This is a genomic window from Vibrio sp. 10N.261.46.A3 (assembly GCF_041472995.1).
In the GTDB taxonomy this organism is placed as follows: Bacteria; Pseudomonadota; Gammaproteobacteria; order Enterobacterales; family Vibrionaceae; genus Vibrio; species Vibrio coralliirubri.
In genome coordinates this window covers 1-14,437 of the sequence record NZ_JBFRRH010000058.1, presented here as the reverse complement: position 1 = coordinate 14,437, position 14,437 = coordinate 1, and the positions used below count along the sequence as shown (strand labels likewise).

12 protein-coding genes are annotated in these 14,437 nt (G+C 44.0%); 6 read left to right on the top strand and 6 right to left on the bottom strand.

Features of this window, described 5'->3' with window-relative positions; all coding sequences use genetic code 11:
* Positions 1–159: 159 nt before the first annotated feature.
* From yfaE to ubiG, 4 genes are all read right to left on the bottom strand, one after another.
* A complete protein-coding gene (gene yfaE, locus AB4484_RS13845; protein ID WP_010438115.1) occupies positions 160–438 on the bottom strand; it encodes a class I ribonucleotide reductase maintenance protein YfaE in 279 nt (92 codons plus the stop codon).
* Positions 438–1,571 carry a class Ia ribonucleoside-diphosphate reductase subunit beta gene (nrdB, locus tag AB4484_RS13840; protein WP_017063554.1) on the bottom strand — a complete coding sequence of 378 codons (1,134 nt, stop codon included), beginning with the start codon at positions 1,569–1,571 and terminating at the stop codon, positions 438–440. Before nrdB ends, yfaE begins: the two co-directional genes overlap by 1 nt.
* A 103-nt stretch (positions 1,572–1,674) precedes the next feature.
* Positions 1,675–3,957 (bottom strand): class 1a ribonucleoside-diphosphate reductase subunit alpha, encoded by a 2,283-nt coding sequence (gene nrdA / locus AB4484_RS13835; RefSeq protein ID WP_017060992.1) that lies wholly within the window; start codon positions 3,955–3,957, stop codon positions 1,675–1,677.
* 508 nt (positions 3,958–4,465) lie between these two features.
* Positions 4,466–5,209: a bifunctional 2-polyprenyl-6-hydroxyphenol methylase/3-demethylubiquinol 3-O-methyltransferase UbiG gene (gene ubiG / locus AB4484_RS13830; protein WP_372078737.1), complete on the bottom strand. Its 744-nt coding sequence runs from the start codon at positions 5,207–5,209 to the stop codon at positions 4,466–4,468.
* Positions 5,210–5,467: 258 nt separating this feature from the next.
* Between ubiG and gyrA the strand changes: the two genes are divergently transcribed.
* Both gyrA and AB4484_RS13820 read left to right on the top strand, forming a co-directional pair.
* Positions 5,468–8,128, top strand: coding sequence for a DNA topoisomerase (ATP-hydrolyzing) subunit A (gyrA, locus tag AB4484_RS13825; RefSeq protein ID WP_048613586.1), 2,661 nt, complete (start codon positions 5,468–5,470; stop codon positions 8,126–8,128).
* Between the two features lie 199 nt (positions 8,129–8,327).
* Positions 8,328–8,957: a tetratricopeptide repeat protein gene (locus tag AB4484_RS13820; RefSeq protein WP_372078735.1), complete on the top strand. Its 630-nt coding sequence runs from the start codon at positions 8,328–8,330 to the stop codon at positions 8,955–8,957.
* A 39-nt stretch (positions 8,958–8,996) separates the two neighbouring features.
* On the opposite strand, the gene AB4484_RS13815 is transcribed toward AB4484_RS13820, so the two are convergent.
* Both AB4484_RS13815 and nrfA read right to left on the bottom strand, forming a co-directional pair.
* Positions 8,997–9,341, bottom strand: coding sequence for a rhodanese-like domain-containing protein (locus AB4484_RS13815; RefSeq protein WP_065677615.1), 345 nt, complete (start codon positions 9,339–9,341; stop codon positions 8,997–8,999).
* A 124-nt stretch (positions 9,342–9,465) separates the two neighbouring features.
* Positions 9,466–10,896, bottom strand: coding sequence for an ammonia-forming nitrite reductase cytochrome c552 subunit (gene nrfA, locus AB4484_RS13810; RefSeq protein WP_372078733.1), 1,431 nt, complete (start codon positions 10,894–10,896; stop codon positions 9,466–9,468).
* Between the two features lie 481 nt (positions 10,897–11,377).
* On the opposite strand from nrfA, the gene nrfB reads away from it, so the two are divergent.
* The 4 genes from nrfB to ccsA all read left to right on the top strand — a co-directional run.
* Positions 11,378–11,962 (top strand): cytochrome c nitrite reductase pentaheme subunit, encoded by a 585-nt coding sequence (gene nrfB, locus AB4484_RS13805; protein WP_019822323.1) that lies wholly within the window; start codon positions 11,378–11,380, stop codon positions 11,960–11,962.
* A gap of 3 nt (positions 11,963–11,965) precedes the next feature.
* The gene (gene nrfC / locus AB4484_RS13800) at positions 11,966–12,652 is read left to right on the top strand and encodes a cytochrome c nitrite reductase Fe-S protein (protein WP_048613593.1); all 687 of its coding nucleotides are present in this window, start codon (positions 11,966–11,968) and stop codon (positions 12,650–12,652) included.
* A gap of 2 nt (positions 12,653–12,654) precedes the next feature.
* Entirely contained in the window at positions 12,655–13,629 is a 975-nt protein-coding gene (gene nrfD / locus AB4484_RS13795) for a cytochrome c nitrite reductase subunit NrfD (RefSeq protein WP_372078731.1), read from the top strand.
* Between the two features lie 128 nt (positions 13,630–13,757).
* A partial coding sequence (gene ccsA / locus AB4484_RS13790) for a cytochrome c biogenesis protein CcsA (RefSeq protein WP_372078729.1) occupies positions 13,758–14,437 on the top strand: 680 nt, incomplete at its 3' end.

Here is a 14,437-nt window from a genome sequence, read left to right as displayed (position 1 = left end):
TATGACGCAAGCCAACAGGAAGACTTTGGCTGAGTGCTGTATGAGTTGTTTCAGATATCTAAAGACATAAATAGAAAAGGGTCCGCATTCCTAAAGGAAGCGGACCCTTTTTAATTCTTATTGACGATATTCGAACAAAGCGACCTAAAGCCAGTTGGCTTATGCGCGTTTTTGCTTGTTTCTATGAATAACGTTACTCAGCGATAGCTCAGTCTTTGCTTTACAGATACAAGGCAATATTTCATTACCTTGCGTGTAAGCCATAGCAAAACCAACGTACTCGACCTCTCCAGAATCCAACGTGCAACGGCAAGCGCCACAGTGGCCATCTCGGCAGTTGTATTCTGGCTCTAACCCCGCTTGTTCCATTGTTTCCAATAGAGTGTTTGAAGGGTTAGATTCAATAGAAGTCAGCTTGTTGATTTTGATTGTTGGCATTACAGCTCAAATCCTTCAAAGTCGTCAGCTTTTACTTCGTTGTCGATTTGGCCAACTAGGTAAGAACTGATTTCTGCTTCTTGTGGAGCAACTTGAACGTTATCTGAAGACAACCAAGCGTTGATCCATGGAATCGGGTTCGACGTTGCTGCTGGGTAAGCAGTACCTAGACCAACAGCCTGCATACGGATGTTGGTAATGTACTCAACGTATTGGCAAAGTATGTCTTTGTTTAGACCAATCATAGAGCCATCTTTGAATAGGTATTCTGCCCACTCTTTTTCTTGCTCAGCCGCTTCTTTGAATAGGTCGAAACACTCTTGCTTGCACTCTTCAGCGATCTGCATGAATTCGAAGTCATCTTGACCGTTACGTAGCAAGTTGATCATGTGCTGTGTACCAGTAAGGTGAAGTGCTTCATCACGAGCGATTAGCTTGATGATCTTCGCGTTACCTTCCATTAGCTCACGTTCAGCGAATGCAAATGAACATGCGAAACTTACGTAGAAACGAATCGCTTCTAGTGCGTTTACAGACATTAGACATAGGTAAAGTTTCTTCTTCAGGTCGTGAAGTGAAATCTTAACGTCTTCGCCGTTGATGCTGTGGTTGCCTTCACCGTAGCGGTGGTAGTCAGCCGTTAGCTTGATTAGGTCGTCGTAGTAGAAAGCGATGTCTTTAGCGCGCTTTAGAATCTCTTCGTTTTCAACGATGTCGTCGAATACTACGCCTGGATCATTCACGATGTTACGGATGATGTGCGTGTAAGAACGAGAGTGAATCGTTTCAGAGAAAGACCAAGTTTCAATCCAAGTTTCAACTTCTGGTAGAGATACCAGTGGAAGTAGGGCAACGTTAGGGCTGCGGCCTTGGATAGAATCTAGAAGCGTTTGGTACTTCAAGTTAGAGATGAAGATGTGCTTTTCATGCTCAGGAAGCTTGTTGTAGTCGATACGGTCGCTAGACACGTCTACTTCTTCTGGACGCCAGAAGAAAGAAAGCTGCTTCTCGATCAACTTTTCGAAGATTTCGAATTTTTGTTGGTCGTAACGTGCAACGTTTACCGACTGACCCAAGAACATTGGTTCTTTTAGTTGGTCATTTTTTTGCTGAGAAAAAGTACTGTAAGCCATAAATGCCTCAAATCCTTTAAAGACCCGTAATAAAACGGACCCTGTTAATGCTTTAAACCCAGAGAAGATAACTCTTCTCTGGGGTCTTAATGTTTATTGCGGTTTAGATCTTACAACCGCCGCCTTCACAATCTTCTTCCGGCACTTGAACTGCATCGCCTTGGTCGTCTTTAGCACCATCACGAGTGTTATGGTAGTAAAGCGTCTTAACACCGTACTTGTACGCTGTTAGTAGGTCTTGAAGCAGCTTCTTCATTGGTACTTTACCGCTGTCGTAAACACTTGGATCATAGTTAGTGTTTGCAGAGATAGCTTGGTCAACGAATTTTTGCATGATACCCACTAGGTGTAGGTAACCGTCGTTAGAACCAATGTTCCAAAGTAGCTCGTAGTTCTCTTTAAGATTTAGGAAATCTGGAACCACTTGCTTCAGGATGCCGTCTTTCGATGCTTTCACTGATACGTAACCACGTGGTGGCTCGATACCGTTAGTCGCGTTCGAGATTTGAGACGATGTCTCAGAAGGCATAAGCGCTGTTAGCGTAGAGTTACGCAGACCGTGCTCCATGATCTCTTCACGTAGAGAATCCCAATCGTAGTGCAGTGGCTCTTCACATACTAAGTCGATATCTTTTTTGTAAGTATCGATTGGCAGTAGGCCTTTCGCGTAGTTGGTCTCGTGGAAAGATGGGCAACGACCTTGCTCTTTCGCTAGTTCAACAGATGCTTTTAGCAAGTGGTATTGAATTGCTTCAAAAGTACGGTGAGTCAGGCCATTCGCGCTGCCATCAGAGTACTTAACACCATTCTTCGCTAGGTAGTATGCATAGTTGATTACACCTACACCTAAAGTACGACGGTTCATTGTCGACTTGTATGCAGCTGGAAGCGGGTAGTCTTGGTAATCAAGCAGTGCATCTAGAGCACGAACAACCAGCTCAGAAAGCTCTGCTAGGTCGTCCAGTTCATTGATTGCGCCAAGGTTGAATGCTGAAAGCGTACATAGTGCAATTTCGCCTTCGTCATCTTCTACGTTAGAAAGTGGCTTAGTAGGAAGCGCGATTTCTAGACATAGGTTCGATTGACGAACAGGTGCAACTTCAGAATCAAACGGGCTGTGTGTATTACAGTGGTCAACGTTCTGAATGTAGATACGACCAGTAGAAGCACGCTCTTGCATTAGCAGAGAGAACAGCTCAACGGCTTTAACCGTTTCACGCTTCACTGAAGGATCGTTTTCGTACTTAACGTATAGCTCTTCAAAACGGTCTTGGTTTTCGAAGAACGCATCGTAAAGGCCAGGTACGTCTGAAGGTGAGAACAGGCTGATGTTGCCACCTTGAACTAGGCGAGAGTACATAAGCTTGTTCAGCTGTACGCCGTAATCCATGTGACGAACACGGTTCTCTTCAACGCCGCGGTTGTTTTTCAGTACTAATAGAGACTGAACTTCACCGTGCCATAGTGGGTAGAACACTGTTGCTGCACCGCCACGAACACCACCTTGAGAACAACATTTTACTGCTGTCTGGAAGTATTTGTAGAAAGGGATACAGCCCGTGTGGAACGCTTCACCATTACGGATTTCAGAACCAAGCGCACGGATACGACCTGCGTTGATACCAATACCAGCACGTTGAGATACGTAACGAACAATTGAGCTTGCTGTTGCGTTGATTGAATCAAGGCTGTCACCACACTCGATCAGTACACAAGAACTGAATTGACGAGTAGGCGTACGTACACCAGACATGATCGGTGTAGGTAGAGAAATCTTAAACGTAGACGATGCGTCGTAAAAACGTTTGATGTAGTCAAGACGAGTCGATTTCGGGTATTTGGCGAATAGACACGCAGCAACTAAAATGTAAAGGAACTGAGCACTCTCGTAGATTTCTTTCGTTACACGGTTTTGCACGAAGTATTTACCTTCGAGCTGCTTAACCGCGGCATAAGAGAAGTCTAAGTCACGTTTGTGGTCGATGTACTCGTCAAGCTCTTCGAATTCAGCTTTCGTGTAGTCTTCCATAAGGTGGCTATCGTATTTACCCATATCAACCAGTTTTGCAACGTGGTCATACAGTGCAGGCGGCTCGTATTCGCCGTACGCTTTTTTACGTAGGTGGAATACAGACAGACGTGCTGCTAGATATTGGTAATCAGGAGTCTCTTCAGAGATTAAATCCGCTGCTGACTTGATGATAGTTTCATGAATGTCAGTAGTGGTGATGCCATCGTAAAACTGAATGTGAGCTTTCAATTCTACTTGTGATACAGAAACATTGTGCAAGCCTTCAGCTGCCCATGTAATCACGCGATGGATCTTCTCTAGATCGATCGTTTCTTTGCGCCCGTTACGCTTGGTAACAGTAAGTTGTTGGTTCATTCTGCTTAATTTCCCTAACAAAACTGAACAAGGCCGTGTTTTTGTGTATTTCTTTGTAATTTTTGTAAATTACGTCTCGGCTTTGTGATCTTGGTCTACCCATACATTGTAGTTCAAACACAACATATAGGGGTCATTTGTTTGTTGGGTTACAAGATAGTGCTACAACTGATATTTTTCAAGGTAAAGAAATGGGGTTGCTTGTGGATAAGTGGTGGATTGAAAAAAAACTGTAAGTGACCACTAACTGATGAGGTTAGATGTGACTTGATTGTATAAAAGTCGGCTTTTAATGATGCTTTATTTTTGCACGCCCATAAAAAAAAATCCCTTGATCTTTGAGCAAAATGGGCGATGGATTTTGGGCGATTAAATTTAAATCGAGGTGGTCAAAATGGAAGCTAGCGCACGAAATTTAGACTGAAAAAAGTCGCAAAGTTATGGTAATTGCAACTCTTTTCATTCGTCTTTTTTACAAAAGGTTTTACGGTAGGGCTACCGATATTTTTTAGCCAAAGTTTTGCGTGTGGACGATGTAGTTTACGTCTACATCTGTGCCTAAACGATAAGTGTCCGTAAGAGGGTTATAGTGCAGGCCTGTAATGCCTAATTCTTGCAGCGGAGTGTTATCAACCATCTTGATAAGTTCAGCAGGGCGAATGAACTTCTCGTGCTCATGAGTGCCTTCTGGAACGATCTTCAATAGCTTCTCTGCACCAACAATCGCAAACAAGTAAGATTTGAAGTTACGGTTCAATGTAGAAAAGAACACGTGGCCGCCCGGTTTCACCAATTTCGAACAGGCAGTGATAACAGATTGCGGGTCTGGAACGTGTTCAAGCATTTCCATGCACGTTACCACATCGTACGTCTGTGGGTTTTGTTCTGCGTGGTCTTCGATAGTGCTCTGGATGTAATCGAGCTTGGTGCCAGTTTCCAATGCGTGAAGACGCGCAACTTCTAGCGGTTCTTTACCCATGTCTAGGCCAGTCACTATCGCGCCTTCTACCGCCATGCTTTCTGCAAGAATACCGCCGCCGCAGCCAACATCGAGGACTTTCTTGCCAAATAGGCCTTCCGTCTTCTCTAATACGTAATTTAGGCGAAGTGGGTTGATTTGATGTAGCGGCTTAAATTCGCCTTCTAGATCCCACCAGCGTGACGCCATGTCTTCGAATTTCTTGATTTCTGCTGGGTCTACGTTCTGTGATTTAGTCATAATCGGCATTTCCAAGTTAAATAATGCATCCATGAAATTGCAGGCATTATAACTTGCCTTTTCGCGCTGACCAGAAGATCTACAATTTTGGTAGTTTATTGGATGTAAAGTGACCATGTTTCAGCAAGATATGATGCGGAGGTGCAATTTCTCATCAATTGATTGGCTACAAGGGTCACAAGATGGTAAAAGGAGAGGGAAAGTGATGCCTCCGTAGGTAAATTTGTGTTATATTTTTCGGTCTTATACGTATTCAAAAATACGATCTGACTATAGAGGGAAAATGGCTCTATGAGCGATCTAGCGAAAGAGATCACGCCCGTAAATATTGAAGATGAGCTTAGAGGTTCATACCTAGACTACGCGATGTCCGTCATCGTTGGTCGTGCCCTTCCAGATGTGCGTGATGGCCTAAAACCAGTACACCGCCGCGTTTTGTTCGCGATGAATGTACTAGGTAATGATTGGAACAAACCATATAAAAAGTCTGCTCGTGTAGTAGGTGATGTAATCGGTAAATACCACCCGCATGGTGATAGTGCTGTATACGATACAATTGTTCGTATGGCTCAACCGTTCTCACTGCGTTACATGCTAGTTGATGGCCAAGGTAACTTTGGTTCTATCGATGGCGACTCCGCGGCTGCAATGCGTTATACCGAAGTTCGTATGGCGAAAATTGCTCACGAGCTACTGGCTGACCTTGATAAGGAAACTGTGGATTACGTACCGAACTACGATGGTACAGAACAAATTCCAGCAGTACTTCCTACAAAAATTCCTAACCTATTGGTAAACGGTGCTTCTGGTATCGCAGTAGGTATGGCTACCAACATTCCACCACATAACCTTGGTGAAGTTGTTGATGGCTGTTTGGCTTACATCAATAATGAAGAGATCACTATTGATGAGCTAATGGACTACATTCCTGGTCCTGACTTCCCAACAGCAGCACTTATCAGTGGTCGTAAAGGCATCGTTGATGCTTATAAGACTGGCCGCGGTAAGGTTTACATGCGTTCAAAAGCGGATATCGAAGTAGAGAAGAATGGTAAAGAAACCATTATCGTTACTGAGATCCCTTACCAAGTAAACAAAGCTCGTTTGATCGAGAAGATTGCTGAACTGGTTAAAGATAAGAAAGTAGAAGGCATCAGTGCACTGCGTGACGAATCTGATAAAGATGGTATGCGTATTGTTATTGAATGTAAGCGTGATGCAGTAGGCGAAGTGGTTCTAAACAACCTATACGCTCAAACTCAACTGCAAACGACTTTCGGTATCAACATGGTTGCGTTGAACAACGGTCAACCACAGTTGTTCAACATCAAAGACATGCTTAAGTGCTTCGTAGACCACCGTCGCGAAGTTGTGACACGTCGTACTATCTTCGAACTGAAGAAAGCGCGCGATCGTGCACACATCCTTGAAGCACTGTCTCTAGCACTTGCTAACATCGACGAAATCATTGAGCTTATCCGTAACGCTCCAACACCAGCTGAAGCAAAAGCTGGCTTAGTTGCACGCGGTTGGGATCTTGGTAACGTTGCTTCAATGCTTGAGCGTGCTGGTACTGATGCGGCTCGTCCTGATTGGTTGGAAGACCAATACGGCATCCGCGATGGCCAATACTTCCTAACGGAAACACAAGCACAAGCTATTCTAGAACTTCGTCTTCACCGCCTAACTGGCCTTGAGCACGAGAAGATTCTAGACGAGTACAAAGCACTTCTAGAAGAAATCGCTGAGCTAATGCACATTCTTGCAAGCACTGAGCGTTTGATGGAAGTTATCCGTGAAGAACTTGAAGCGGTACGTGAAATCTATGGCGACGAGCGTCGTACAGAAATCACAGCGGCAGTTCATGACATCGACATGGAAGAACTGATTGCTCAAGAAGACGTTGTAGTAACGCTTTCTAACGCAGGTTACGTTAAGTACCAAATCCTAAGCGACTACGAATCTCAACGTCGTGGTGGTAAAGGTAAGAGTGCAACTAAGATGAAAGATGAGGATTACATTGAGCGTCTGCTTGTTGCTAATACTCACGATAACATCCTATGTTTCTCTACTCGTGGTAAGACATACCGCCTGAAAGTTTACCAACTACCATTAGCAAGTCGTACTGCTCGTGGTAAGCCTATCGTGAACATTCTTCCTCTAGAGGAAGGTGAACGTATTACGGCTATCCTGCCAGTTTCTGAGTTCTCTAACGAGAAATTCATCTTCATGGCAACGGGTGACGGTACAGTCAAGAAGACATCACTGGATCAATTCGCAAACGTACGTGCTAACGGCCTAATCGCAGTTAACCTACGTGACGACGATTCACTGATTGGCGTTGATATCACTAACGGTGATAGCGACATCATGCTGTTCTCTAAATCGGGCAAAGTTGTTCGCTTTAACGAGGACAAAGTACGAGCAATGGGCCGTACTGCCTCTGGTGTTCGTGGTATGAAGCTTCCAGAAGACGATCAAGTGGTTTCACTGATTGTTCCTTCTAACGAAGGCGATATCCTAACTGTGACTGAAAACGGTTACGGTAAGCGTACTGAGCTAGCAGAATACCCAACGAAAGGCCGTGCAACGCAAGGTGTAGTATCTATCAAAGTCTCTGAACGTAATGGCCCAGTTGTTGGCGCTGTTCAAGTTGAAGAAGGCGATGAAATGATGATGATCACCGACGCAGGTACGCTAGTTCGTACTCGCGTAGCGGAAGTTAGCCAAGTTGGTCGTAACACTCAAGGTGTAACACTGATTCGTACTGCTGAAGACGAGAATGTTGTAGGTCTACAACGTATCGACGAAGTAGAAGAAGCTGAGATTGTAGAAGGCGAAGCTGAAGAAGCTGGTGCTGAAACTATCAACGCTGAAGTTGCTGAATCAAGTGAAGAGCAAGCATCAGATGCTTCTGACTCTGAAAGTGATAGCGAGCAAGACACTGAGTAATCTCTATTACGCTAAGTAATTAAGCTTACCATTGAAAAACCGAGCCTAAGTGCTCGGTTTTTTATTACCTGTTATTTGTGGAGCTTGGTGTGACTTTATAACAGAGCCGTGATCGCTAAAATCTCGATAGCTAAACCTTGATCAATATAGGGGAGAGATGAAAACGATAGAGTAGTGAGTGAATAGAAAGGAGTGTGGAATGGACATCTGGTTGTTGGTTGCGTTGGTACTAATGAGCTTGTTTTTGATTATGGTCGTCATTGTGGCGAACAAAAACAGCGGTCATCTAAAAAGCAATGTAGTGATTTCGATTACTGCGGTAGCTTTGAGCGTGCTTGTTTGGTCCCAATTGAAACAAGAGATGCCTCAACTTCCTTTAGATGATAACAATAGTTACACGGCAACAGATTTCGAAGATGAGCTTCAGCAAAGCCTCAAACAAGATCCGAATCAATCCGATTTGTGGTTTAAGCTTGGTGGTGTGTATATGCAGAAAGGGGAATTTGATGCAGCGTTCACCTGCTACGACTACGCGATTCGATTAGATCCTCAAGCACCTTCCGGGCTCTATGCAGCCAAAGCAACCGCACTTTACTATCTTAGTTCACAAGCGATGAGCGATGATGTGAATGCGTTACTGGATCACTCCATGCAGCTTGATCCCAATGATCGTACGGCATTGATGCTGATTGCGACCGATCACTTCATTAGTATGCGTTATCAACAAGCGATTGATGCATGGACTCAAATCCTCGATTCCAATCAAAAGGGGATTGATCGCGTTTCGATTATTCATTCGATTAACCAAGCCAAACAGATGATCCGTTAAGCTTGGCATAATCGCTAGTCGTTAATCGTTTGTTTTTAGTTATTTACTTTCCTGCATTTCAATCAACCCACCTGCGTTATGGATTTGAGTAAACCCTTGAGCTCGCAAGAATTGATAGGCTTGTCCTGATCGATTGCCACTGCGGCAATACAAAACGATCGGTTGGTCTTTATCTATCTTAGCGAAGTGAGTAGCCACTTCAGAAAGAGGGTAGTTGATGGCGTTGTTTAGATGCCCTTGTTCGAACTCTGCTGGTGTTCTGACATCAACCACTAATGCGCCTTTCTCTATTAATTCCCACCCTGTCTCAGCACGCTCAGAAGCGTGAACGCCTGAACTGAGCAGTGCGATACATAATGCTGAAAGTGAAAGTAAGGTTTTCATTATCTATTCCTTGAATTGGCGAGTGGATTGGGGAGGAGATATTGTGTGTATTGCCCCAAACCTAAAAAACCAGCCACACAATAATAGTGTGACTGGTTTTTACCTAATGGTCTAATTGAAGAAACTAGTATTCGTAGTTGGCTTCACGCTTTTCAGCTTGCTCTTCCCATTTAGGAACAACTGTGTCTAAGAAGTGTTGTTTCTCAGCGTTCATCTTATCCATGTCCATTCCAAGCGCTTTTTGAGCCGCTTCTTTGGTCGAGATGTCTGGAATCTCGATTGGATCAGTGATGCCTTTCTTTGCCAGTAGGCGAACAATCTTAGTACGAGCATCGGCTGCGCGGTCAACGGCAGTACCTAGCACTTCTAGAGCGATTTCAGGAGCGTGCATATGAACGCCATGAGATGCAATAGCGTAGTCCCAGCGCCATTGAGCATGACGGATATCCAGTAGGATAGGCTCCATCTCTTGCTCTGTCGCACCTGCTTCCCATGCCGCGCCTGCTTCAAAGTGAGCGGCAACGATTTGTTTCTCAGCGGTCAGCTTCATGTTTAGCACTTGAGCTTTACGGCTTGAAACGATGTTACGCATGGTTTCTTTAGATTGAGTGTGACAGTTTGCACACGTATCTTCGAAGCGGTCGAATGGGTTACCCACTTTATGGTCGGTATAAACGGTGCCATCTTCTTTGGTTACTTTCGGCATATGACAGTCAGCACAAACGACTTTGTTCTTACCGTGGATGCCTTCACGCCATGTTTCGAAACCTGGGTGCTGCGCTTTCAGCATGGGTGCTTTCGATACTTTGTGCGTCCAATCTTTAAAGTTGATTGCATCATAGTAGCGTTCCATATCGCTAACCGTTGTGCCTTGATCCCAAGGGAACTTCACGCCTTTGGTTGGGCCGGTGAAGTAATATTCCACGTGGCACTGAGCACAAACAGAAGCTTGCTGGTCTAAACGGCTTTGCTCATCAAACTTTTTACCAATCGCTTCAAATGCACGTTCAACATAAGGACGTGTCACCTTCAGTGCTGGCTCACCATTTTTAAAGCCTTCGCTTTGGGTATCGTGACAATCAGCACAGCCAATAGGATTCACAATCTCGTTGCCAAGACGTGCCCATTTACCTTCAAAATAACCGTCTTCACCACGCTCTTCGATAACACGTGCTACGTCTGGGCTTTTACAACTCCAACACGCCATTGGCATAGGGCCTGAGCTTTCGTCCGTTGGGCCGCCAGTACGGAGCGTTTGTCTTACATCGTCAATCGCATAAAAGTGACCACGTGCTTTGTTGTAATCTTTTGCGAAGCCGTAGCCAGCCCACATGATAACCATGTTTGGATCTTCTTTTAGTGCGTCTTCAATCGTTTCGCTTTCTGAAGTTTGTCTCCATGAATGATATTGATCTGGGTGGTTTTGCTCGAACTGATCGTTACGAGGATCGCCAATTTCTTTTTGTTCAGACGCAGCAAAACTGGTCGCGCTTGCTAATGACGCGCTAACCATTAATAGTGCTGTGACCGAATTACGTATCCAATGCTTTTTCACAGTGATATCTCCAATATACTGATTTTTATACCAAGCGTTGTGAGTTTGCTATTCAAATTAAGAACTGGAGAATTCCTGTTTATATTAATTCATAAACAAACACATTTTGTTACGTGTTGGATATAGATTGTCCCAGATCAATTAATGGCAGTGACCTTAGTCACGTTGAAGTCTATATAACCCTAAAGTGGTATTAATGGTTAGATTAATTAGAATTTAACTGAGAATTATTATCATATATAACAATCAATTACCTAAATTGACCATGATATAAATAGGGTGATTGCGTTCACAGATTAACCTATCGAAATTTCGTATTACCCAATTAGAGGTATATTCTAACTATAGAAAGCGTTGTGGCTTATCCAAAATAAGAATTGATATCATTTAAACGGTAATAATATCGTTTAAGGGTACTTTTGTTTAACCGGAATATTATTTAGTTGAGAGTTAAATAATGCCGGTATAAGGAAAGGATAAAATGGGCAATATTAAATTGGCCATAGTCATAATGCTTAAATCCCTTCTAGCATTCTGCCTCTATGGTTATTCCATTCATGCTGTTGCTGAGCCTGCTGTTACGCCAGTAGGGGAATCAACAAGACATGAAGTCGAATTAATCCGTGACAAAGACTACAAGTGTGTTCAGTGCCATAAAGATTCAAAAGAAACGGTATTGGGTTCACATGGTGAAAGTGCACACGCTTTGCTTGGCCGTGAAGTAAATTGTACTGACTGTCATAGTTCTATTAGCCCCGACCACCGCGAAGGCGCGCCTAAAGTGGTGAAGTATCGTGAGGCTCAATCACAACCAGGGACCGACAAGGTTTACCTAGATCCTAGCTTAATTTTAGATGCCAATAGCCAGTGTATCGATTGTCACAAGCCTGATGATCTGCGCGAAGCGAGCTGGACCCACGACGTTCACGCACAAAATTTAACGTGTTCAAACTGCCATGATGTTCATGCGACAGAAGCAAAGGTGTTGGGCTTAGATAAGAAGCAAACCATCAAGCTGTGTGTGGATTGCCATTCAGACTTCAACCAGAAGAAAGAAGGGGAGTAATCTATGAGCTGCTCAAGAAGAAACTTTTTAGCTGGCGCGGGTGCCGTTATTTTTACCACAGGTGTTGCGGGAACCGCAGCGGTGACAAGTCGTAAAACGTTGGCCAATGTTCAAGAGGATGGGGCTAAACGTTATGGAATGATTCATGACGAGACCGCGTGTATTGGTTGCACCGCTTGTACAGAAGCTTGTCGTGAAGTGAACAAAGTGCCTGAAGGTGTATCGCGCTTAGAGATTATTAAGAGCGAACCTCAAGGCGAATATCCAAATGTTGATTACCGTTTTACTCGTAACTCTTGCCAACATTGTGATAACGCACCCTGCGTGATGGTTTGCCCGACAGGTGCAGCCTATAAAGATGAAAAAACCGGCATTGTCGATGTTCATCAAGAGAAGTGTGTCGGTTGCGGTTACTGCTTGTTAGCTTGTCCGTATCAAGTGCGTTTTTTCCATCCAGAGAACAAATCCGCAGATAAATGTAACTTCTGTCGTGATACCAATCTTGCACAAGGGAAGTTGCCGGCTTGTGTCGAATCTTGCCCGACCAATGCGCTAGTATTTGGCGATCTAAATGACCCTAAGAGTGAGATAAACCAGGTGCTTAAATCTGAGGTGGTTTACAGAGATAAAGCTTATCTCGGTACTCAACCAAAACTCTATAAAGTGCCACACCAAAAAGGGGAGATCTGATTATGAGTGCATGGGACACAGCTTTTCAGTCTGGTACCGTGGTATGGGACTGGATTATAGCTATCTATCTATTTCTCGCGGGGATGTCGGCAGGTGCCGTAATGATCTCCATTTACCTAAAACGTAAGGTCATTGAAGGCGATCCTGCTCATAATGGTGTGTTAAAGGCGACCGCTTTTCTTGCGCCATTTGGGATCATTTCAGGCCTACTGATCTTGGTTTTCCACCTGACAAAACCGTTATCCTTTTGGAAGATCATGATCTTCTATAATCCAACGTCTGTGATGTCGATGGGTGTGATCTTATTCCAAGTGTATATGGTGATCTTATTTCTTTGGATCGGCATTATATTTAGAGATCAAATCGTCGTATTTTTAAATGACCAAACATGGTTAAGAGGACGACTCGATTTCGTCGGTAACTGGATTGGCAAATTAGAAGTGTTTGAGAATGCTCTGGAAATATTCTTAGCTGTTCTTGCTCTAATGCTTGCCGCTTATACAGGATTCTTGCTTTCAGCTTTAAATACCTTCCCACTGTTGAATAACCCAGTGTTGCCGATTTTGTTCTTATTCTCGAGCTTATCTTCGGGAGCGGCGGCGTGTATTTTATTTGGTGTGTTGGTCTTTAAAGAATCACCTCATAGCCCGAGTATTTCATGGATCCACGGGTTCGAACGTCCGGTCGTGATGTTTGAGTTGTTTGTTCTGATTACTTTCTTTACTGGGCTTATCTTCGCTGGTGGTCAAAGTGAGCAAGCCGTATGGAACGCCATCGGCAGTGGTTTCTGGGCGAGTTGGTTCTGGTACGGCGTTATCGGTGTTGGTATGGTTCTACCGTTGTTGCTGAATGCCGTTACACCAACCTCGATCCGCCATAGCTCGGTGTATATTTTCTCGGTGACTTCGTTAAGCCTAATGGGCGTATTAATGCTGCGAACTTTTGTCCTTTATGCTGGGCAGTTAACGATAGCTTAATTTCGCTCAAGTTTATTAGTGAGCAGATGTTGGATACTAAATATCTGCTTATTAATGAACATGTTCTTAATAAACATGAGATGCGTGTTTAGATCGGCTCTGCTCAGGTAGAGCCTTATTGAGGTGATATGGTCGGTTCTTTGGGGCTGTTTAGTGTGGTGTTGGTTGCTGTACTCAGTAGCATTATTGGTGTGCATTCGTTTTACCAAATGCTATATAAACGGACGCAAAATCTAGGTTTAATCCGCAGTTTCTCTCTTTCAAGTGCGCTGTTTTCTCTCATTTCTGTCGCGTTGCTTGGCTATGCTTTTGTCAGTGATGACTTCTCTATCTTATACGTCGCTGAACATTCAAATACTCAATTACCCTCATTTTTTAAGCTCGCAGCCGTATGGGCAGGTCATGAAGGTTCCTTGTTATTTTGGGTACTGACGATCAGCGTCTGGTCTGGCGTTATCGCCTTACAAAAACACTATTCGGATGAATACCAAAGTCGTGTGTTGTGGGTCATGAACCTACTGCTCGCGATATTTGCTTGGTTCACCTTGTTCGCATCAAACCCATTTGAAATGAACACGACATTGCCGCTAGAAGGGCGTGACCTTAACCCAATGCTGCAAGATGTCGGTCTGATTTTCCACCCTCCATTACTTTACCTTGGCTATGTCGGCTTTTCTGTGGTGCTGGCATTTGCTGTCGCCGCTTTGCTTGTTGATCCTATTGAGTTTGATTGGGTTGCCCATTGTCGCAGTTGGTGTTTAGTTGCTTGGATCTTTTTAACTGCAGGGATCATTCTTGGTTCTTGGTG